Annotated in this window: 8 protein-coding genes; 1 reads left to right on the forward strand and 7 read right to left on the reverse strand. The window is 50.5% G+C overall.

Going from position 1 to position 22101, the window contains the following annotated elements; genetic code table 11:
• Positions 1-96: 96 nt before the first annotated feature.
• On the forward strand, positions 97-1146 hold the full coding sequence (locus BUC02_RS03355; RefSeq protein ID WP_073318595.1) for a glycoside hydrolase family 16 protein: 1050 nt from the start codon (positions 97-99) through the stop codon (positions 1144-1146).
• 5 nt (positions 1147-1151) lie between these two features.
• Here the strand turns inward: BUC02_RS03355 and BUC02_RS03360 are convergent, their stop codons facing one another.
• The 7 genes from BUC02_RS03360 to BUC02_RS03390 all read right to left on the reverse strand — a co-directional run bounded on the left by BUC02_RS03360 (position 1152) and on the right by BUC02_RS03390 (position 22018).
• Positions 1152-6158 (reverse strand): autotransporter outer membrane beta-barrel domain-containing protein, encoded by a 5007-nt coding sequence (locus tag BUC02_RS03360; RefSeq protein ID WP_139260998.1) that lies wholly within the window; start codon positions 6156-6158, stop codon positions 1152-1154.
• Between the two features lie 91 nt (positions 6159-6249).
• Positions 6250-8118 carry a T9SS type A sorting domain-containing protein gene (locus BUC02_RS03365; RefSeq protein WP_083564363.1) on the reverse strand — a complete coding sequence of 623 codons (1869 nt, stop codon included), beginning with the start codon at positions 8116-8118 and terminating at the stop codon, positions 6250-6252.
• Positions 8119-8244: 126 nt separating this feature from the next.
• Positions 8245-9342, reverse strand: a complete 1098-nt coding sequence (gene mnmA / locus BUC02_RS03370) for a tRNA 2-thiouridine(34) synthase MnmA (protein WP_073318943.1) — start codon at positions 9340-9342, stop codon at positions 8245-8247.
• A gap of 76 nt (positions 9343-9418) precedes the next feature.
• Positions 9419-16279 carry a T9SS outer membrane translocon Sov/SprA gene (gene sprA / locus BUC02_RS03375; protein ID WP_254794070.1) on the reverse strand — a complete coding sequence of 2287 codons (6861 nt, stop codon included), beginning with the start codon at positions 16277-16279 and terminating at the stop codon, positions 9419-9421.
• Positions 16280-16485: 206 nt separating this feature from the next.
• Complete coding sequence (locus tag BUC02_RS03380) at positions 16486-18105, reverse strand: acyl-CoA carboxylase subunit beta (RefSeq protein WP_073056754.1); 1620 nt, start codon at positions 18103-18105, stop codon at positions 16486-16488.
• A gap of 134 nt (positions 18106-18239) precedes the next feature.
• Complete coding sequence (locus BUC02_RS03385) at positions 18240-20084, reverse strand: hypothetical protein (protein ID WP_217653061.1); 1845 nt, start codon at positions 20082-20084, stop codon at positions 18240-18242.
• 122 nt (positions 20085-20206) lie between these two features.
• Positions 20207-22018 (reverse strand): hypothetical protein, encoded by a 1812-nt coding sequence (locus BUC02_RS03390; RefSeq protein WP_139260999.1) that lies wholly within the window; start codon positions 22016-22018, stop codon positions 20207-20209.
• Positions 22019-22101 lie beyond the last annotated feature (83 nt).

Consider the following 22101-nt stretch of genomic DNA (forward strand, 5'->3'; position numbering starts at 1 on the left):
ACGGCCTTTTTGACAATTTCTTAAAAAAATATTCCACAAATATGACGAAATGCTCACATTTTGGCGTAAAATGGCGATTTTTTATATAATTAAGACATGAAATTCCCCTTTTTCAGCCTTTTTTCCCTCTGCACGGGAGTCGCCCTTTTCACGGCAGCCTGCTCCTCGGATTCCTCTTCCAATGCCGAAAACGCCGAAATAAGCGAGCAGACCACCCCCTCCGGAGAGTCCCCGGTTACTGAACCGACCTCATCTTCCGCAGATGTCCCTGCAATCTCCAGCGAGGCTGAAAATCCATCCACAGCAAATTCTTCCGCTACCGACATGAGCGGTTCTCGCGATGCCGAGAGCAGCGCAAATGACATTGCCAGCAGCTCGAGCGGAATCACTTCCAGCGAAAACATTTCGAGTGAAAGCAACCCCGGCAAATCCCCGTATCTCTGGCACGACGAATTCGACGGCGACATCGACTCCGAAAAATGGACTTTTGAAATCGGCACCGGTGCCAGCGGCTGGGGCAACAACGAATGGGAATACTACACCGACCGCAAAGAAAACGCCTACATTAAAGACGGCATCTTGCACATTCGTGCCAACAAGGAAGATTACGAAGGTTCCAAGTACACCTCGGCCCGCATGATTACCAAGGGAAAGTTCAGCTTTACCTACGGCACCGTTGAAGCGAGAATCGCGCTCCCCGTGGGCAAGGGCATTTGGCCCGCCTTCTGGCTACTCGGCCAAAACATCGACGCCGTAAGCTGGCCCGCCCGCGGCGAAATCGACATCATCGAAACGGTGAACAGCGAAAACATCGTCTACGGCACCAACCATTGGGCTAACGGCAGCGAGTACGCCACCTACGGCAACAACACCGGCAGCTACCGCGACCAAAAATTTGAACTCGATGTCACGCAATTCCACAATTACAAATTCACATGGGACGAAAAGTACATCCGCATGTTTGTGGATGACTTCATGTACCACGAGATTTTAATCGAAAATAACACCGGCGACACCGAAGAATTCCACAAGCCGTTCTTCTTTATCTTGAATGTCGCCGTTGCAGGCAACTGGCCCGGATTCGAAGTAGACGACTCGCAATTCCCGAACGAAATGCTCGTCGACTACATCCGAGTGACGCAATAAATCTCTTAGCGAAGATTTATCTTGAACGTCTTCGACATTCCCGGGTAGGCAACCCGGATAATGGCGATGCCGTTTGCGGGCATACCCTGCAAGGCAATACTTTGGGCGCCACGCACTATCTTTGTCGAAATTTTCTTGCCGTCAATACCAACTACAGAGACACGGGCTTTTGCAGGAACATTCTGCGTAAACTCAAGTGTCCAAGTTCCTGTGCCGTGGCGCACCAGACTCACGCTGTTCGGGGCGGTAATTGCAGCAACCAACTTCGTGGGGCCCGCAATAATCTTCCAGACGAGCACGGAATCCTTGTAGCCCTTGCCCACATACAATGTGGTATCGTAACGGAGCACCGCCATTGCATGGTATTCACCCGGCTTCGTCTGCGAGGCATCGGCATAGTCGACCGCAACCTGTTCCGGAACGTTTTCAAGCTTTACGGAATGTTCCGTAGAATCAAATTCGAATTCGACAGTTTTTATCCACACAACCTTGGAAAGATCCAGCGTATCCTTGTTGATGGTCCACTTTAGGCTATCCGTGAAGACCGGCGCATTGTACAGGGCAGTATCGTATTGCAATGTCACGCGGGCAACATATGTTCCAGGAACCGTTGCACTGTCGTTGCAGTAAGTTGCCTTTACCTGTTCCGGAAGGCCCTTCAAGGCAACCGACTTAGCCTTTCCATCGTAAGTGAAGGGCGCCGTATAGTCCCATTTCACCTTCGAGAAATCCAGGTTCTTTTTGAAGAGGGACATCAAAGAAACCCAAACCGACTTTTTGTAGCCATCTGCAGTAACGGTCAACACCGTAACCGTGTCACGATCCAGGGCCTTGAAAGAAACCGTATCGGCTTTCAACACTACCTGCGACACGTTCGATGTCCAAACTGCCGTTTCGCCAAGGGCGTTCTTCGTAGCAACTGCAAACGGACTCCAGACTAAATCGGCATGTTCGTAGTCTTCTTTTCCGGTTTTTAAATAAGCAGGCGTTGCACCGAGTGCGCTAATCTTGCGAATCGCTTCTACCGGAGACTCTGCAAGTGCCTTCAGCTGCGGATAATAACCTTCCACCTGAATCCAGTTTTCGGCATTCAACACCGAGGGTAAAGAATCTGCAGTAAGTTCTGCAGTCAAGCGCCTTGTATACGCTTCATTGGTATCAAGGCGAGCCCACTGCAAATCGACAACGGTACTATCCCAATTTTCGGCATGGTAGCGCTCCGGATTTTCAAGATGCTCGTAACCATGGAGGAATGCAGAACTTACCGAATAAGGAGTCGAGCTGGCGTTCCATCCAACAAGGCTTCCGCTAGAAGAATTCTTTACATCGGCATCAAAAGAAAGGGCGCCTCCATTCACGATATTTTTCATCGTCAAGGTATAAAGCGAATAACCGACAACGCCGCCCATCCAAAGCAATGTCTCCGACTTATTCGAAGAAACAGAGCCATAGTTTGCCACGTTTTTTATAGTCATCTCCTGAGGTTGAGAGCTTCCCACAATGCCGCCAATTCCGGCAGCGAATACAACATCAGCACTCGATTCGTAATACACATCACCAATATTTATCGTTCTTTCAATTTCAAAGAAAGAATTCATTCCTTTCGGGACGCCATCATACGCATCACCAACAAGTCCGCCAATGAAATCTGAAGTCGAATTCTTATTTGGTGTCACCAAAGAATCCATCCTATACCCAGCACTGACATTACCCGAATTATAGGAATCGCTTATATGCAAGGACCAGCCTTCTCCAATAAGGCCTCCCACATTCATTTCACTTGTATTTTTGGCAGTCTTGACAGCATGAAGATTACCCTCGTTACCGCATTTCTGCATCACCGCAATGGTATCCGAAGAGGCATAATAGCCCGCAATGCCACCCACTTTCAAATTGTTGCCGCCACGGACATCTACATCTCCGTAATTAAAGCTGGTTTCGACACGAGCTTTCTTGTGAGCCAAAAGACCCGCAACACCGCCGACAATTGTTAAAGAAGAGCTTTTCCTTTCGACAGTAACACTACCCTTGTTTAAGGCATCCCGAATTTCTACATACTTGGAATCGGAATAACCAAGAACGCCACCTGCATAGGCGCCAACCTCAGACGTATCGATATTCACTTCGACGGCGCCTTCATTCACAATCGACGCGAGCGAAACGGAATCCGTATAGTCTGCGCTTCCGATGACGCCTCCCACTTTGACTGTACTTGCAGTTAAAACCAGTGCAGAGACATGACCTTTATTCACAAGGTCAGATGCTTTCGTATGTATATATCTGCCGAACACACCTCCTACATATTTGTCATACAAGTACGCATACAAGCTAACATCAATATTACCGGTATTGGAATTATTTTCTACCACACCATCATTTGAATAGATTTCAGCCAGGAAACCTACTGTACCACCCATACAAACATACTCTGCGTAACTATCGACCTTGATATCGCCCTTATTATGGTTATCTACGAATCTGACAGACGAAGTGATTTCGCCAGCGATGCCACCAAGATGCGACCCTGCGGCACCCGTTAGATTGCCCTCGTTTATATTATTTTCAATAGTGGACTGCGCATACACAACACCCAGAATACCGCTCATCGCATCAACATATGTTCCCTTGATATCAGCCCGGTTCACATTACCTGTAACAGATGCTTTTAAACCGTTCGTAAACCCAATCATTCCACCGACGGCCCCTTGAGACTTGGTACTGTCCGCACGAACGACTTCGACAGAGCCCTCTACCAAATTGTTCTGCAAGAAGAAATCGTTTAATCCTGTTGAAGCAACAAGGCCACCAGCCGTTCCATCGCTGTAAACGATTCCGTCCGACGTATTGTTGCGAATAATGCCCACATTACCGCCCATATAACCGGCAATCGCACCTGCAGAACGACCTCCCGCAAGCCGAATATGGACATTTTCAAGCACCAGATTTTCAACAATGGCCGTATCGGCAGCGATAATCGTTTCGAATAGACCTCCATTCACTTGAGAAAGGGAATCTTCGATATCAATATAGAGATTCGAAATCTTGTGATTTGCGCCATTGAGTTTACCCAAGAAATTCTTGATAGGAGTCCAGTTGCCTTTGCTGGGGCCACAGACAGAACTCAAGTCCAGATCTTTGGTAATCTTGAACGCGAGACGCGCACCCGCATCATCCATTAGAACGCCCTTGTATTTAGTCGTATCGGCAAGAGCCTTTCTGAACTGCAACAGTTCTTCCACTGAAGAAATCGTGAGCGGATTTTCAACCGTTCCCAAATTACTTGTCGCAGTAACATTCACGATGATTTTTTTCGTTGCATTTTCATTAAGCACATAAAGGGTATCTGCACCCAAGGAATAAGGCATTGCAACAGAATCGTTCACAAAAGAGATATTTCCACGAGCACTATAGACATCGACTGCATTCCCTGCGGCATCCTTAGTCGTATAGCTTATGTTTTTCGAGATGTGTGCGATGTCATCGCCAAGGCCCAAGCGCACCGGAGTCGAGGCCACCAGCTGAGCGTCGCGAATTTCTTTCATCGGATTTTCGACAAGGGTCTTGATTTGCGGATAATAGCCTTCCTTGTACACCCAAAGGGAATCGCCCAAGGCATCAATCGTTTTTCCCGAAATCAAGCTGTCTGTCACATAGGCGTGCGCTGCATCAATTGGATACTGGCAATCCTCTTCAAAATGCGACATGACGCTATCATAGATTGCAAACGTATCGGGAGCGGCAATGCTTAAGTTTGCTGCGATATTTTCAGAAGCACCTGCTTTCACTCGGCCCGCGATTCCACCCGCATACCCAAAACCGACTGCACCAGCATTCATGTTATGGTCTGCATAAAACGCGCCTTTATTGATGTTTCCGACAATTCCACCGGCATAGGCGCCCGCATTAATCACACCCAAGTTAAGCGACTGAGAAACCGTTACATAGCTAGGAGACGATTCCTCAATAATTCCAGCAATGCCACCCGCATTAGTCCCCGCAAAAACACTGCCCGAATTTACGCATGTTAAAATGGTCGGCGCGTTCGTTATCGATTTCCAATGGCCCACAATGCCTGCAGCCGAAGTCGATGCCTGCACGTGACCAGAATTAAAACTATTCGCAATGGAAGCCCCGCCGTCTGCAGTAACAGCAATAATTCCACCCGAAATTTTACCCGAGCTCACGTTTCCCTTGTTAATCAAATAATTCAGCTTGGCAGGTGTCATTACCGAACTGTAATCCGCGGCGACAATTCCTGCAGCCGTATCGGCAGAAGACACTCCGCCCAAATTCGTACAGCTGTCGATATGCACTCCGAATCCATTGACGGCCCCCACAATGCCACCTGCCTTGAGCATAGCATCGACATAGCCTTCATTCACGCAGTTCTTTATGTTCACACCATCGGGAAGGGGTGCATTTGCGGCAAAGCCAACAATTCCACCTACAGCAGACCTTCCGGACACATAGGCTTTATTCTTGCAATCGGAAATGCGCACGTTCTTCCTGGCGAGTCCGACAATAGCGCCCACATCGCCATCGCGCTCCGAAACAATCCTTGAGTTCTTGCCAATAGTCAAGTTAGAAATGACGGTCTTGGATTCGTTTTCTGTTGACGCGACTCCAAACAAGCCGTAATAACCGATGGCCGTATCACCACGTTCCGGCAGAGGTTCATTAATATAGAGATAATCAACCGTTTTGCCATTACCATCAAAGCTTCCCTTGAAGGGGTGTTCGTAGGTTCCAATCGGAGTCCAGTTTCCGACATTCTTTCCACAAACGGTACTCAAGTCCAAATCGCGGACAAGTTTAAAATACAGATCCGTCGCACCATCAGAAACGTCGACACCCTTGAACGTTCCGCTACCGGCATTCACCGCATTACGTAGCAGCACCAGGTCGTTCTCATTATCGATGGTTAACGGTTTTTCGGCAGTCCCCAAATCTGCTGCGAAAACGGCACAAGAAAGCGCAATCAAAAGCAAACACGCCCTTTTAAGCATAATCATCCTCCTTATATTATACAAGGTAAATGTAATTAAAAAAGGCCTTATCTCAAAGGATAAAGCCTTAAAGTAAACGACTTCGTGTTTATAATTCTTATTTCAGCATCACTTTCTGAGTCAGGTTGATTCCCTGGCCTGCGACCTTCACAAAGTATGTACCCGCAGCCGCATTGACCTTGAACTGGTGCGTGCCTGCAGAAAGCGTACCCTTGTGAAGCGTTACAACCTTGTGGCCCGTGACATCGAAGAGTTCCGCTGTCACGCCTTGTGTGCGGCCCATCGAAAGGCTAAGCATATTGCCATCGACACGTAGAGCCTTGGCACCTGCAACGTGCGGACGCATACAGATTCCCGAAGGATCCTCGAACACGATTTTGATTTCGGGAATCATCTCTTCGGTGTTCTCGAAACCGCGGCTGAAGGCGTCGTACTTGTCTTCGTTAAAGTCCCAGAGAACCTGGTCGCCCGCTTTGAAGTTGTCGTAAAGGATTGTACCGGTGTAGCCTGCGGCATAGTTTGCGATAACGACGCTCAAGGTCTTGTTACGGTCGGCGTAGCTGGAAATATCGAACGAACAAGTCTTGGACTGGCCCGCGGCTACTTCGCAGGGGCCTTCCACTTCGGTCCATGTCCACGCATCAGTCAGCTTGAAAATCAGGTTCAGTTGCGCATCGCTTTCGCTCTTATTAGTAACCTCGAACGTAAACGTATTGGCCTTGCTCAAGTCCCAAGTCTTCTGGTATTCAATCTGGGCATTGTCGCCGCCGTAAGTCACAGACATCTTGCCGTCACCGCCTTCCTGGCTGATGGCGACATCCTTGATCTTGATGCTTGCTTCTTCGGTAGCGGCAAGGGCCTTCATGGCATCGAGAGCGGGATCAATGGTATAGGTGTAACCGCCGAAGTTCGATTCGGTCTTGTCGCCAATGTACTGCCAGGCAAGTGCGCCTGCGTAACCGCCGTCAAAGGCCTTGCGATAGCATTCTTCGGTAGAAATCTGGGTCTTGGCCGCCATGCTTGCGGTATAGGTGTCGCCCTTCCAGCCGCTTGCCGGGAATTCACCGATAATCATGGGCTTGTTGTCGTACTTGTACGTTGTTGCCATCTGGGCTGCCGTATTCACGAACGGAGACACGGCATCGTTCTGGTAGTACGGATAGTAATGCGTCTGGAAAAAGTCGAGCGTACCGTTCGCTTCACCACCGGCAGCAATGAGTTCGGAATCGTTCCACCAGCTCTGATACTGGATATTCACGCTACCCGTAGAAACGAGCAGTTCCGGGTTTGTGGTATGGATTGCCGCCGCAATCTTGTTCGTGAACTTCTGCAGCACAGCCTTGTCGAGTTTCTTGGTGGTCCAGCCTACACTTGTCATGCCTTCGGGTTCGTTGAACACTTCCCAAGTCATAAGCGCATTGTGGTTACCGATAGCCTTTACCACTGGAACAAGCGCATTGTCGATAAAGGCTTTGGTGCCCGCGTCTTCAAAAAGCTGCGTGTTTGCGGTAATGTCCAGCTTTTCGTCGTATAGGCCCCACTGATTCGGTTCCATCAGGTTGTGGCTGAAAAGGCACATCGAAACCATCACGCCGTATTCTTCGGCAATGTCCAAGGCCTTTTTCATGTTGGCGATGGTATTCGCCTTGAGGCCCGAAACCAGATGCGTGCTCTGATCGATTTCGGGACTTTGGCTCATGTTGTTGAAGAGCCACCAGCGAATGGCGTTACCGCCTGCGGCACGGGTACCTTCCACAGCCTTGCGCCAAGCGTTTTCGTTCAGTGGGGAATCGCCCACATCGGAATTGTAGTCACTCCAGGCGAGGTTCGTGCCCGAGAAGAAAATCTTCTTGCCGTTGTACATGAGATCGGTGCCGCTCACGGTAAGTCCCGGGGCAGCGAAAGCAGAAACAGCTCCGCCGAGCAATAAAGCTCCGCTTAAAGCCTTAAAACCAGTTTTTTTCATAATACTCCTCAAACACCTTTTTAAGGGGCGCTCTTCCTAAAGATATACTAACGAGGGGCTAAATGAACATTTTTTATTTCAAGGCGTTGACATTCATCATGGAAAATGTCCACACCTGAAAAAAAACTAACGTACAATCCAGCCGCCGCCAATCACCATATCGCCGTCGTAGAATACGGCGCACTGGCCAGGGGTGACTGCAAACTGGGGCTGTTCAAAGCTGGCGAGTGCGCAGCCGTCTTCTAGAATCTTGACCATGCAACGAGTCGGACGCTGGCGGTAACGCACCATGCCTTCGCATTCAAACGCATCGCCCGCAGCGTAGGCAACACCTGTAGCAGGGTTCACCCCGTGCCACTGGCAGTTCTGAATGCGCACTTCGCTTGCAGAGACGGCCGACTTGTCGGCGGTCACCAGAATATCGCCCGTTTCGGGATTCACGCTCTGCACGAATGCAGGGACACCCAGCGCAACGCCAAGTCCCTTGCGTTGCCCCACCGTGTACTTGTGAAAGCCGTCATGCGTATTCCACACCTTGCCACTTTCATCGACAAAGCGACCCGCACGTGTCATCGGGCCAAAGCGGTCTTGCAAGAAGGCGGTATAATCATCGCCGTAAATGTCAAAACAAATATCCTGGCTATCGCTGGCACTGGCGTTTTCAAAGCCATGCTTTGCCGCCATCGCGCGAACTTCGGGCTTTTCCATACCCCCGAGCGGCGTCATCACATGCGCCATGGCGGAATCGGGCACCCCGAACAAAAAATAGCTCTGGTCCTTCGCGGCATCGCGCCCCTTGAAAAGCCTGCGCACGCCACCGACCTCCTTCACGTTCACATAGTGCCCTGTCGAAAGGAAGTCTGCGCCGTGCTCAAGCGCAAAGTCGAGCATCCAGCCGAACTTGATGTAGCGATTGCAGTAGCAGCAAGGATTCGGGGTACGCGCCCCCGCAAAATCCCCGTGACAGCGTTTAAGCACCCGCTCCGTGAATGCGTCGTCACACACGGCCACATAATGCTCTATACCCAAGCGCTTCGCGACCGCGCGGGCGCGCAAAACACTTTCGTCTTTTTCGGGATCATAAACTTGTCCGGCATTCGCCAGAGGCGGCAACACGCGAAGCGTCACGCCGAAAACATCGTAACCCTGTTCCAAGAGCAGGAGTGCCGCCACCGACGAATCCACTCCCCCGCTCATGCCAACAGCCACGCGCTTTTTAATCATAGATCCTTCGACTCCGTAGCACATCCGCCCAGGATGACACTCCTGTAATTCCGAATTCTGAAATCCGAATTCCGACTTAGTCAAACCTCAGCATAAGTGCTATTTCGAATTGCAGAATCTGGCGCAAGTGCGGCGTTTCGTCATCCAGCTTTTCATGAATCTGGCGGTATTCAATGTAGCTGCTCATCGAGGCTATCTTGTTGAACTGGTAGCCAGCACTCGGGCGAATAAACCATTCATGTGTACGCGACGGCACGGTTCTGTCAGTCAGTTCCAGTTTCGGGCTATAAACCCTATCGGGCTGATCTTCATACAAGGGGTTTTCAAAGTGCCACTGTTTGAACACTCCGTCCGTGCCACTTTCCTTGTTCCATTTGTCGTAACCATCCACCGGATCGTATTCCTTACGGATAGTCTTCTTGTAGTCGTAACCGGCAGTGAACTTCAGATCAATGGAATTCTTGAACTTGAAGAACCACTTGAAGAACTTCACGGCCTTATCGAGCTTGAGCGGGTAAGTAATCGTGAAGTCATCGCCAATGTTGAACATGAAGTCGTTATACAGCGATGTGTGAATCCACGGAATATCCCAGAAGTAATCACTGGTATCGCGGCCATGCGCCGAAGAATCCGGCCAGCTGGTAATGCCAATGACTTCTTCCTTCGGACGTCTATCCGTATCTTCGATCTTCATGCGCACGCTATTTTCAATTCGCATGTTGTTCTGCAGCAAGAACGTAATACGAATAAGCGGGTTGAAGTTAATGCTATGCGACCAGGAATCTTCGGCACTCTGGAACGGGTGTACCGTAGTCGTATAAGAGTAATCGAAGCGGTGGAACGTAGACACGCTGCGGAAGCTGTTCAAGAACGAAACTCGCTGAGCAAAGTTCGGAACCGTAATACCGATACCGATCTTCGGCCACACCGTCGTAGTGTCAATATACATCGGGTATTCGCGGGCCTGCGAGAAGTCTTCCTTCCATTGCAAATCGCCCGTCACGCCGATATCCCAAATCGGGAGCGTCACGCCGGTACCAATCTGGAACTGGCGGGACACGGAATGTCTAAAGTTACCCTGATACACCAACGTATCGACATGGCGGTTTCTGTACTGGGCGAAACGCTGGAAATCGTCGCGGTGGTCAAGACCCATATCACCCGTGACAATGTTATAGAATCCGCGGTTGCGATAACCGTTTCCGAGACCGAGTCCATACAGGTAATACTGCAGTGGAGTCACACCCTGGTCTTCGTACAACTGGGCCAAGGTAAAGTTTTCACCCACCGTGTTGGTGCTTGCCGTCCAGTTGAAACGCACTTCACGCCACTTGATCTTGTCGAAGGCGGTTGCCACCGGGTTTTCTTTACCGAAAGCACGCGCTAATTCAAGCACCTTCAAAGACGGAGCAAATTCAAAGCGGTTCGTCTGCGAAATCGTCCAGTAGTTTTTCTCGATCGACGTTTCGTCCATAAAGTCAAAGTCGTCGGGAATCGTCTTTTGCTGGTTAAAGTCAGAACTGAAGTTCGTGCTAAACGGCAAGAACGGAATCAGTCTCGGGTTAAAGCCAATCTTGAACTGCTGAGAACGAGAACGTTCGTTACGCAGAATACCGTAAGACTTACCATACGTCTTGCTTCCAACGCTATCCACCTTGTAGAACGTGGTCGAATCGTAGCGGATTTCGTAGGAATCCGGATTCTGCATGTCAATAGCGAGCGTGTCACCGTTTTCGGCAACCTTCGGGATCGTATCGTAAGGAATAGCGACCACACTATCGCCCGAAATATACACGCGCTTATCGGTATGGTCGTAGTCAAAGATGTATTCGTTAGCAAACAGGCCACCATCACGCGAGGTAAAGAAGTTCTTCTTCACGAATGCTTCGCGGTCACCGCCACCGTACATATCACGCTTGATGTTCAAGGAATAGCTTGTGGTAAGGAACGAGAAAATGTTCCAACGCATATTCAACTTGTGATTCAGTTCCGTCGTGTAAGTCACAATCTTGTCGACTTGCGGTTCCACAAAATCCGGATCGCGGCTCTGGTTCACATAGCGGATGTAGCTCAAGTCAAACACAGTAAGGTCGAAAGTCTGCGGCCACGGTTCAAATTCCGACTTGGACAAAGGCTTAAGCCATTCGTACTTGGACAAGCCTTCAAGTGGTCTGAACTTGAACATGCTGAACGTACCCAACTTATATTCAAGCACCGTGTGGTAAGAATAGCTCGAGTCTGCCGAGGTCGTCGCCTTGCCTTCGGATTCGTTGTAAGAATAGCTGATTGCCGGACGATCCAAGAAGATCTGCGACATCACTTCACCGAGTTTGGTGTCGTGAGCGTGATAATCCTTGCGGTAGCTAATGCCGAACGACTTTTCGCGAACGTAAGACTGATAGCCCTTCGACTCCGCTTCGTCACGCAATTTCTGTTCTTCCTTGTTCGAACCGACTTCCAGCTTGTTCTGGAACATGTCGCCCGTCAAGTCCACAAAGCTGCTGCGTTCAAGAATCATGTCGTCAGTCGGCTTCATGTAGGGGCGCTTGGTAGAACTATGGTAACCCAAAGAAAGCGGAATATGGAAGCCGGAGCTGTCATTCAAGAACTTGTTCAAGTTCATGGTGAAGTCGCCCGCTACATCGAGCTGGGAGGCTGCGACAGAAGCCTTGGGCTTGGGCGAACCATTCGACGTCGAAAGCGTTGCAAAGTTACCGTCCTGGTAACGGATTGCGCCTGAAAGCGAAATAAAGTCGGCAAAGTTGACCTGACCGCTCGTACGGGCGGCATAGCCCCATTCGGTATCCATATCCGAAAGGCGCAAGTCATCAATCCAGAACGTACCCTTAATATCTTCTGCCGAAGCATTGGAATCGGCAATAATCACAAAGCGCATCCAGTCAATGCTGGTAATCGAGGGATTACCCACCAAGCGCAACTTTTCTTCGCGTTCGCCACCCAGATCTTTTTCGACCGCATTCATGTAAGGCGGACGGCGGCCACGTTTCAAGTTTGTAAAGTCGACCAAGTCCATGGCAAAGGCGTTGTCAAGCCAGTTGCGTTCATGGCAATCCTGTTCGCGTTCCTTGCCCTTGTTGCAGTTATAGTTGACCGGGCGGAAACTCCATTCGTAGTAATCGTTCGAACCTTCAAGCGAACCTTCACCGAACTGGATTGCAAAGCGAACCGGTACATTTTCAGATCCCGAGCTATCGGCATAATGGATTTCCATCTTGAGAGAACGGTAGCTAGAAAGATCCTTCACGTCCGTTTCAAAAATACGGGTCACGCCCACTTCCTGACCCGGGCTCATATCGTGGTAATCCAGCACGAGGGCCGTTTCCTTGAGCGGAGCGTTAGAATCAGAATCGCGTTCAGTACGCGTATTGGGCGACTTGTGATATTTGTTCGAATCTTCGCGGTTGTTGATGGTCGAAACGCTGATGTAGGTATTGTCCCTCGAGGCGACATTTTCGCTCACCTTCATTTCGAGACCGTTCACTTCGGCAATCTGCGAATGTTCCGACGAAGTGGTCTTATAGAAGTCAGCGACCGTACGTTCTTCCCAAGCGTTACCGACCACGGCAAGTTGCACAATCTGCACCTTGGCTTCGGCCACACCGTTATTCAGTTTACCCAGCCAAAGTCTGCTGTACTGGGCTTCCGAAAGAATCGTCCGGTAATCGCTACCCGTCTGCGAAACAATGGTATCGTACTGGTCCAGGTAAATGCGCCACTTGCGCCAGCCGTTTTTCAGCTTTTCAAGTTGAGCCGTCGTGTCGGACAAGTCGATGCGGTAACGGACAAAGCTAATGTCTTTATCCAAAGAACCGTTCTTGTTAATATCTTCGGTATCGTAGGTACGTTCACCCGAGTTCTTTTCGGTACCGTTAATATTTACCGGCGGATCGCTTTCATCGTCCAAATCGTCGTCATAGTTATCGCGGGCGATATCGGTTGTAGAAGCATCCGTATTCGTCGTATTGTGACGCTGCTTGATCTTACATTCTTCGCCTTGGCAAATCCATTCAATGCGCTCTTCTTCGGAACCGGTCCTGTTATCAAGACCCTTGTCATGCAAAGCCGTTGTTGTACCCAGGTCGTTTTCACCATCGTAGTATCCGTTCGGCGCATCACCGTTAATCGAAAGGTCTTCACTGATCAAACCAAGGTCAAGGTAAATGGAACCCACATTACCGCGCGCCACGACTTCGATATACCTCATGTCGCTCAAGTCTTGGTAATAGCTGCTGTTCGGGCGCATGATACCACCCCAGGAATTACCCGACAGATTATCGTTAGCCCTGAGGGTCATCTTGAGCACGGTCAAGTGCTGGTTATCGACATCGGAGTTACCCACCGCCGGATAAATATTCTTGTACAGCTCCGTATTGTTGCTGTGCCAAATGAATTCACCTTGGTGACGGTAGTCCTGGCTCTTGATATAGGTAGAAGCATTCGATTCAACACCACCAGGAGGCGACGCATGGTACCAAGAAAGTCTAGACAACGGATACGTAAGTCCCGATGCAGTCGCTTCGAAATCTTCGACCAACGCGGCCTGGTCATCGCTCGTGTTCGCATTGTGGCGGCTAGCAGCAAATTCCGCTTCATAGCGCCAGCTGGACTGGGCAGTCGTGTTAATGCCCGGAATCAAGTTCACCAGTTCCGTGAGAGCAGGCACGGTATCCTGCAGGCGGAGGTTCATGCCCCACAGCACACTGGAATACGGTTCGTTTCCAAGCGTCGGAGTCTGGGCTGTCGTACTCTGGCTCTTGTACAAAGCAGTAATGCCGAATACGGAACCTGCGCCCATGCCGTACAAGTCCAGCGGGAGTTCCGCGCGGGCACCAAGTAACAGCTTGTTGTCGATTTCGAACAGGGGTTCGCATTCGTAGCTGACCTTGATTTCCTTGTTCGGGTCAAGGGCGCGTTCGCTCAAAAGTTCAATCTGGCCGAGTTCGTAGTTGACTTCGTAGTCGGTACCGCGAATAAGGGTCGTAGAGCCCGCCGTTACCTTTTCAGTTCCCGGCGAAATATCCATACAGGAATTACCGCTCACGGAATAGCTGGAGCTCGGGTCGCGCACGCTCAAGGTGGAGCTGCGGCGCTTACCCACGGATTCAAAATAGAATCGGTTCGTATAGCGAGAAAGGTTGTAGACCGGCAACGTATAGAGCTGAGCCATGGCCGCCGAAGAGTCCAGGTTACGCAACGGTTCCAAGCAGTTCTGACGGGCCAGTTCGTCCTTGTTGGATTTTCCGGCATAAACAGCGTCATCTCTCGATTTACAAGGCAGCCACATTTCGCCCGTGTAATTACCGGCAGCGTCTTTCTTAAAGATTGTAGCATCGTTCACCAAGGGGGTTCCCGTCGTGGTATCCACCAGGCCGAGTTTCTTGAGGAAGTCTCCAGAAATGCCCGCCTTGTTTTTCATGCGCAGCACAAAGCTCGAAGAGCTTGCATCCGAAATACCGATGGAATACACGTTACGCAACATCAACTTGTCGATGTCCACGAGTTCCGAAAGGGTGGCGTCCCACTGCACAAGCGCAATCGTATCGCCTTCTTTCACGGCAGTCTTACCATCGCGGTCTTCAGCCCAGCTTGCAGCAAGCAAGGTATTGCGGTTCACGCCGTTAATCTTGAGCACGCCCGTTTTTTCGTCGTAAGAGAACACGTCGTTGTTGGTGTTCTTGATTTCGGCCAAGCGTTCCACCTTCTTGACAATCGTCTTTCCGTTCGGCGTCACATACCTGACATAGACGTTATCAATGACTTCCTTGGAATTCGTCGCACTGCGCTTGTAAAGTTTCAGGCTGGTCGCCTTATAGGTCGAAGTCTTTCTACCTGAAACCGAATATTCCTTGATGTAGGTATTCCTAGCCTCTTGGTTCAAGAAGTAATAACGGTAAGCGACAAAGCCTTTATCAAGAATCTGGAATTCCGTCGTCGATTCGCTCGCTTTCAGGCTATATTCTTCCTGATCGCCACCGTCTTGCGAGGCAATAGTCGTAAGGCGCCAGTCACCAAGCTTCCAGTCGGCCTTGATACCGAACAGGCCCTGGTGGTTCTCGGAGTAACCCGTGAGTTCCGTACCGGTCAAAGCAAGGTTCGTGGTACCGGCTTCTACGCGCTGCAGAATGTAATCTTCGAATTCGTCCTTGTAAGATTCTTCGTAAACCACGCGCACCTGGTTGCGGGCACCGAGGCCTTCTTCCACGTTGTTGATTTCAACCGTGATATAAGGACCGATTTTACCCTTCACCATGAAGTTCGGCGTGTAGTTCAAAGTCGGGCTCGGCCACAGGCTCGTATTCGTGCTACCTTCGGCATCGTCCTTTTCACCGTAGCCCTTCAAGCGAATGTCCATGGTACCCTGGAGCATCAGCTTCGGCTTATCGAGGCCAAAGTCGCGCATCCAAGCAGGCATCGTCACCGGAATCGTAATATCGAACACCGAACCGGTCTCGGGAGTCTCATATCCGTCGTTAGCCTTACCGACCAAATCGTTCAGCCACAGGCTCTTTTGGCCAATGCTGTACATGTCCGACACGTAGTCCGCCAGTTCGGGATAATGCGCCGTCCACAAAGTCGTCGTATCGCGCGAAACGGAGTTCACGCGCTTCTCGCTCACGTCCATTTCACGGGTCGACACATCGATATCGTGACTAAAGACCTGCCCCTTGCTCGTACTCATGAGCGTAGGCGAAGACCCTATGCCTCCAAACGGCAACAAGCCGTTCAAAGGCGTTACAGAAGGCGGAAGCGAAATGTACTGGTAAGTCGGCTGCCATTCGGTCTCGGCCGGATCAGGAACAGATTCAGCATCGCTTGCAGACACAACCGAAACAGAGTCGCTCTGGGACCAGGCGATTCCTACGGCAAGGGCGACAGTCGCCACCGGCCACAAGCGTTTTAAACCTTCAAAAAACACAATTATCTTCTATACAGGTGCCCCATAAAATACTGAATTTGCGCACCGCAAAACCACCTATAATATGGGTTTTTCCTGCAATTTGTGCGAAATTAGCAATTTTTCAACGATTTGGACGGTTTTCCTTGCGCTACATAAGCAAAAAACGGCCCGCAGAGCGAGCCGTTTTCACAAAAGTTAATTTATCTACAACTGCAGGTTTGAAACTACAGCGGGATGTTGGCGTGCTTCTTCCAGTGACGCTTTTGTTCCTTGGTCTTCAAGGCATCAAAGGCGGCAATCAGGCGCTTACGAACATCGGCCGGGTGAATCACTTCGTCGACCACGCCCATGGAGGCGGCAACGTAGGGGTTCATCAGTTCTTCTTCGTACTTGGCGATGCACTGGGCGCGAGCAGCAGCCGGATCCGGAGCCGCAGCGATTTCCTTCTTGTTGATGATTTCCACGGCACCTTCGGCACCCATCACGGCCACCTGGGCAATCGGGAGCGCGAACACGTAGTCGGCACCCACGTCCTTGCTATTCATGGCGATGTAGGCGCCACCGAAAGCCTTACGCAGAATGAGCGTCACCTTCGGCACGGTCGCTTCGGCAAAGGCGTAAAGGAGCTTTGCACCGTGGCGGATAATGCCCGAGTATTCCTGCTTGGAACCCGGCATGTAGCCCGGAACGTCAGCGAGAGCCAAAAGCGGAATGTTGAACGCGTCGCAGAAGCGCACAAAGCGGCCAGCCTTGTCGGAACCGTCTACGTCCAAGGAACCGGCGAGCACCTTCGGCTGGTTAGCCACGATACCGATGGCTTCACCGTTCAAGCGGGCAAAGCCGATTACCACGTTCTTACCCCAGTCGCTCTGCACTTCAAAGAAGCTGTCTGCATCGGCAAAGGCGGCAATCACGGACTTCACGTCGTAGGCCTGCTTGTAGTTATCCGGAACGATGTCCTGGATAGAGGCGCTGTTGTCGAAGGAAGCGGCCACTTCGTTCGATTCGGACTTGGAGAACAGCTTCTTGAAGAAGCCTTCGTCGTTCTTTGCGGCTTCGGCAATCTTGCAGTTGCATTCGGCAGATTCCTTGCGGTTGCTCTGCGGCAAGTAGCTAAGGAGCTTGCGGACACCTTCGAGGCACTTCTTGTCGTCTTCGTACATGAAGTGAGCCACACCGGACTTGGAAGTATGCACCGGAGCGCCACCGAGGTCAGCGGCAGTGATGTTTTCGCCCATCACCTGCTTCACCACAGCCGGGCCCGTCAGGAACATCTGGCTCGTGTTCTGCGTCATGAAAATGAAGTCGCTGAGAGCCGGAGAATAGCAGGCGCCACCAGCGCAGGGGCCCATGATCACGGCAATCTGCGGAATCACGCCAGAAGCCCAAACGTTGCGGGCCATAATGGCGCTATAACCGGCGAGCGAGAACACGCCTTCGTCGATACGGGCTCCACCGCTATCGTTCATGGCGACAAACGGAGCACCAGCTTCCACGGCCATGTCCATCACGCGGCAAATCTTTTCGGCATGGCACTGGCCCAAGGAGCCGCCACCCACCGTAAAGTCCTGAGAAGAGGCGAACACCAGACGGCCATTCACCTTGCCGTAACCGGTCACGACGCCGTCACCCAGGACGACCTTGCTTTCCTTGAGCACGCGGTTGCTCGACTTGCGGAGCGCACCGACTTCTACAAACGTACCTTCGTCGAACAGCATTTCCATGCGTTCGCGGGCGGTGCACTTTCCGGACTGGTGCTGCTTATCGACACGGGCAGCCCCACCTGCCGCCTGGGCCTGAGCCAGGTAGCTATCCAGCTTAGCGATATACTTTTCGTTCCACATAATGTAAAGAACTCCTGTACTTGTAAGATTTTCGTAGCCAAAATTAGAAAAAGCCGTTGAGCTAGTCAACGGCTTTTGTATAATTTTGTTTAAATAAGTAAGATGGAAGTTGTTTGTAGGAAGTTCCCCTACCGCTAGGGAAGCACCGGCACCATTGACAACACGCTACAGTTGCCATTACGATAGGAGCCAACCGCCATGATATTGAAATTTCCCGTAGAGCCGTCCTTTTCCTGAATTTTGAACTTGAGCGAGCCGAGCGTCTTGGCAGCCTGTTCACCCGAAACTTTCTCGCCTCTTCCCCAGCCGGCCTGTTTAAAATCAGACCACTTGAATTCTTTGTAAGTTCCGGCAGTACTCTTCGGAAGCCTTGCAAGCGGGACATCATATTCAAGTTCCCGGTCTTTTGTTTCGCCAAAGCCCATTTCAACTGTAATAGGAGCATCCGAATAATACCCAACGCATATTCCCTCCATACTAGAGGCATCAGCAAGAACAAGGTTCCCGTTTGCGTCGTGACCGGCCAAGTCAAATCCTACACCCACATACGGATTATACGGCAGGTCTCCCGCATTCAACTGATAGGTTCCATAAACGCCCCCGTAAATATCAATTACAGGCAGAAAGGACTTCGCATCGTATTCATTGCCCAAAGGCTCTGGCCATATAATGGATGACTTGCCGCCATCTTCGGAATCGTTGTATTCATACCAGTAGCCTCCATCTTCCTTTTCCGCAAAAAAGCCCGTGCTGATTCGTTCCATGCCGTCGGCTCCGCTCCAGGTTTCAAAAGAGTCTATCGGCTTGATGCCAACAGCGTTTTCGCCACTACTGCTAGAACGAACAATGCTGGAACTAGAGACAGGTTTACTGCTGCTAGAATTCACGTTCTTGGAACTTGACGAAAAGACGGGAGGCACAAATGCAGCACAATCACTAGGATTATACGCTTTGATCGCCTTAATATTGAATTCACCTTTAGAGCCATCTTTGCCTTGTACTCTAAAGCGAATAGACGCGAGTTTTTTTGCAGCCTCTTCACCGGTAATCTCAACGTCTCCCCAGCCCGCCTGTTTAAATTCGGACCATTTAAACTCTTTCACAGTACCATTTGTGTTTTTGGGAAGTACAACAAACGGGTTGTCGTAGCCTATACTGCGATCCATTTCTTCGCCCAAGCCAAGTTCCAAGGTCGCCCCCATACTCGAGGAGTAAGTCACAATGATTCCGCCCATGGCCGAAGCATCTACCGTTGTAGGATAGCCATTCTCATCTACTCCTGCAATATTAAATCCCACCCCAGCATAAGGGTCGTATGTTAAAGAACCCTTGGCAAGTTCGAAGGTTCCGCAAACACCACCACAAAAGTCAATAAGCGCATCTAATACATCGGGCGATTCGGTTGCCGGAGCCGGAACAGGCCAAACAATCGTCGACATGCCTCCATCAGCGTCATCGCCAAAGGAATACCAATAACCCGACGTTCCAGAACCATTGTCATAGCCGGTTAGAATTTGGTAAACCATCTCATTGCCATGCCAAGGTTCAAAGCAATGCGGCGATCTTACAGACGAAACGTCCGAATTCATCGAGGAACTTGACATCTGGGTTTCGCCAGCCGAAGAATTTCCGCTCGGAGAAGTTTCACTTGACGAATCGCTACTCGATGAAATATCATTTGACGAGGTGTCTCTCGGCAACGTCTCAATAACAGTTACCTTGCTCCAACGTTCATCCACACACTCGTAGATGGCATTTTCGCTTAGCACCTTAGCCATATTGCCTTCACGGCTTTCGGTGCAGTTCATCAAGTCCTCAGCCGTTTCAACAGCTGCGATATTAGAACCGTCGCCAACCGGATTTTCCGGCAATACCGGATTGTCATTTCGAGATTCATTGGAATTGGAACCGGAATCGCAAGCCACCATGGCAAGCGATGCTGAAAGAACGGCAAAAGGCAAAGCCTTCATCAAAAGCATATCCCCGCGCATTTGAATTTCTCCTGTTTACACTTGACATCCATGAATATAAACAAAAAAGCTCCCGGATGCAAATTCTTTACGCAACCGGGAGCCGCTTCTGTAAGGATAATCCCTAAAAATTAACGGTCAATCTTTTTTTCATTAAGCTTAACAACATCTACGGTCGGAATAACGGTAAAATAGCGTTCTGCAGAACAACCGCCACCAAGCGCACCCACAGACATCACGTTGAAGCTACCGGTCATACCGTCCTTGCCCTGGATCTTGAAGCGAACGCTCTTCAGCATCGCAGCAGCCTCTTCACCGGTAATCTTCCCCGTGCCCCAGCCTGCCTGTTTGAAGCTGCTCCACGGAATATCCTTCACCACGACGGAAGTTGCCTTCGGGAGCGATGCAAACGGAATATCGTAACCGACTTCTGCTTCCTTGTCATCGGAGAGACCTAATTCAAGGCTTGCAGCAAAGTCAGAGGTGTAGGCGATGCACAAGCCACCCATTGCAGAGGCGTCAGCCGCGACAGCGGGGCCATCCCAGTAATCTGCCGGGCCAGCAATATCGAAGGCTATACCGACAAACGGGTTGTAGTCCATTTTGCCCTGTTCAAGCTGGTAGGTACCGCAAACGCCGCCGCAGTAGTCGATAATTCCATCCATGGCCTCATCGGAATATTCGTTTCCCTTCGGAACCGGCCAAATAATCTTCGATTCGCCGCCATCAACAGCATCGTTGAATTCATACCAGTAACCCGAGATATCTCCGCCGGCATCAAGACCGGTCTCGATCTTGTAAACGCCTTCATTACCGTACCAGGTTTCAAAGCCTCCATAATACGGAATGTAGCTGCTCGAAGACATCGGCTGCGGCGGCACATAGCTCGAAGACGAGTGCGGAATCGGCGGGAAATAACCGGAGCAGGATTCATCGTAGGCACCGACAGCCATAATATTGAAGGAGCCCTTGGAACCGCTCTTACCCTGAATCTTGAACTTGATGGTAGCAAGCGTTCTTGCAGCATCTTCGCCAGTAATAAAGTTCGTGCCCCAACCGAGCTGCTTGAAATCAGCCCAGGTTACCGCAATCGTAGCCGGTGCAATTGCCTTCGGAAGGTATACAACCGGAAGGTCGTAACCCAAGTAGGCGTCATTCTTTTCGCCCAAGCCGAGTTCCAGAATAACAGGAGCTTCGGAGGTATAAGTCACGCGAATACCACCCATGCTAGAGGCATCGACAACCGTGAGCGCACCACTTTCATCGTAGCCGCCCAAATTGAAACCAACTGCTACGAACGGGTCATACTCCAGAGTTCCCGCTTCCAGAATATAAGTTCCGCAAACGCCGCCGCAGTAATCGATAATCGGATCCATCGCATCGTCGGAATATTCATTACCCTTCGGAACCGGCCAAACAATTGTCGACATGCCTCCGTCGCTGTCATCGGCGTAGGAGAACCAATAGCCCGCATTTCCGTAATCGTTATCAAAGCCCGTATCGATCCAATACTCGCCATACCCACCATACCAGGTGGTAAAGCACGTACCAAACGGCGGAGGTGGCGGAGGAGGTTCAAGCCCGCTACTCGATGTTTCCGGAACAATGTCACCGCTGCTCGAAGAAATTTCTTCCGGCGGAACGATCGGATCGACAGTCACGCTTGCCTTGGTCCAACGTTCATTGGAGCAGACATAAACGGAATTGCTGATATTCACGTAGGCCGATTTGCCTTCGCGACTTACCGTACAATTCGGCAAGTCTTCCAGCACATTTACCTGCAAGAAGGCGCCTTCCGGCAATTCTGACACCGGACCGGGTACCGGGTCGTCCGAAGCCTTGACTGTCGTATCGGCACTGAAATCGCACGCAACCATCGCCAGGGAGGTCGATACAGTTGCAAATGCAAGAGATTTTCTGATGTTCATTTTTTTAGAACTCATAGTGATATCCTCCTTAATTGTCTCACTATCTCAAATATAAAATCAAATAAAACAAATTGTTTTATATACAGACAAATGTTCAA

The sequence above is a fragment of the Fibrobacter sp. UWOV1 genome (assembly GCF_900142495.1).
Lineage (GTDB): Bacteria > Fibrobacterota > Fibrobacteria > Fibrobacterales > Fibrobacteraceae > Fibrobacter.

Bases quoted from the DNA above. Each gene is read 5' to 3' on its own strand.
- BUC02_RS03355 (WP_073318595.1), top strand. From the start codon at position 97: ATGAAATTCCCCTTTTTCAGCCTTTTTTCCCTCTGCACGGGAGTCGCC.
- BUC02_RS03360 (WP_139260998.1), bottom strand. From the start codon at position 6,158: ATGATTATGCTTAAAAGGGCGTGTTTGCTTTTGATTGCGCTTTCTTGT.
- BUC02_RS03385 (WP_217653061.1), bottom strand. From the start codon at position 20,084: ATGCTTTTGATGAAGGCTTTGCCTTTTGCCGTTCTTTCAGCATCGCTT.
- BUC02_RS03390 (WP_139260999.1), bottom strand. From the start codon at position 22,018: ATGAGTTCTAAAAAAATGAACATCAGAAAATCTCTTGCATTTGCAACT.
- mnmA (WP_073318943.1), bottom strand. From the start codon at position 9,342: ATGATTAAAAAGCGCGTGGCTGTTGGCATGAGCGGGGGAGTGGATTCG.
- BUC02_RS03365 (WP_083564363.1), bottom strand. From the start codon at position 8,118: ATGAAAAAAACTGGTTTTAAGGCTTTAAGCGGAGCTTTATTGCTCGGC.
- BUC02_RS03380 (WP_073056754.1), bottom strand. From the start codon at position 18,105: ATGTGGAACGAAAAGTATATCGCTAAGCTGGATAGCTACCTGGCTCAG.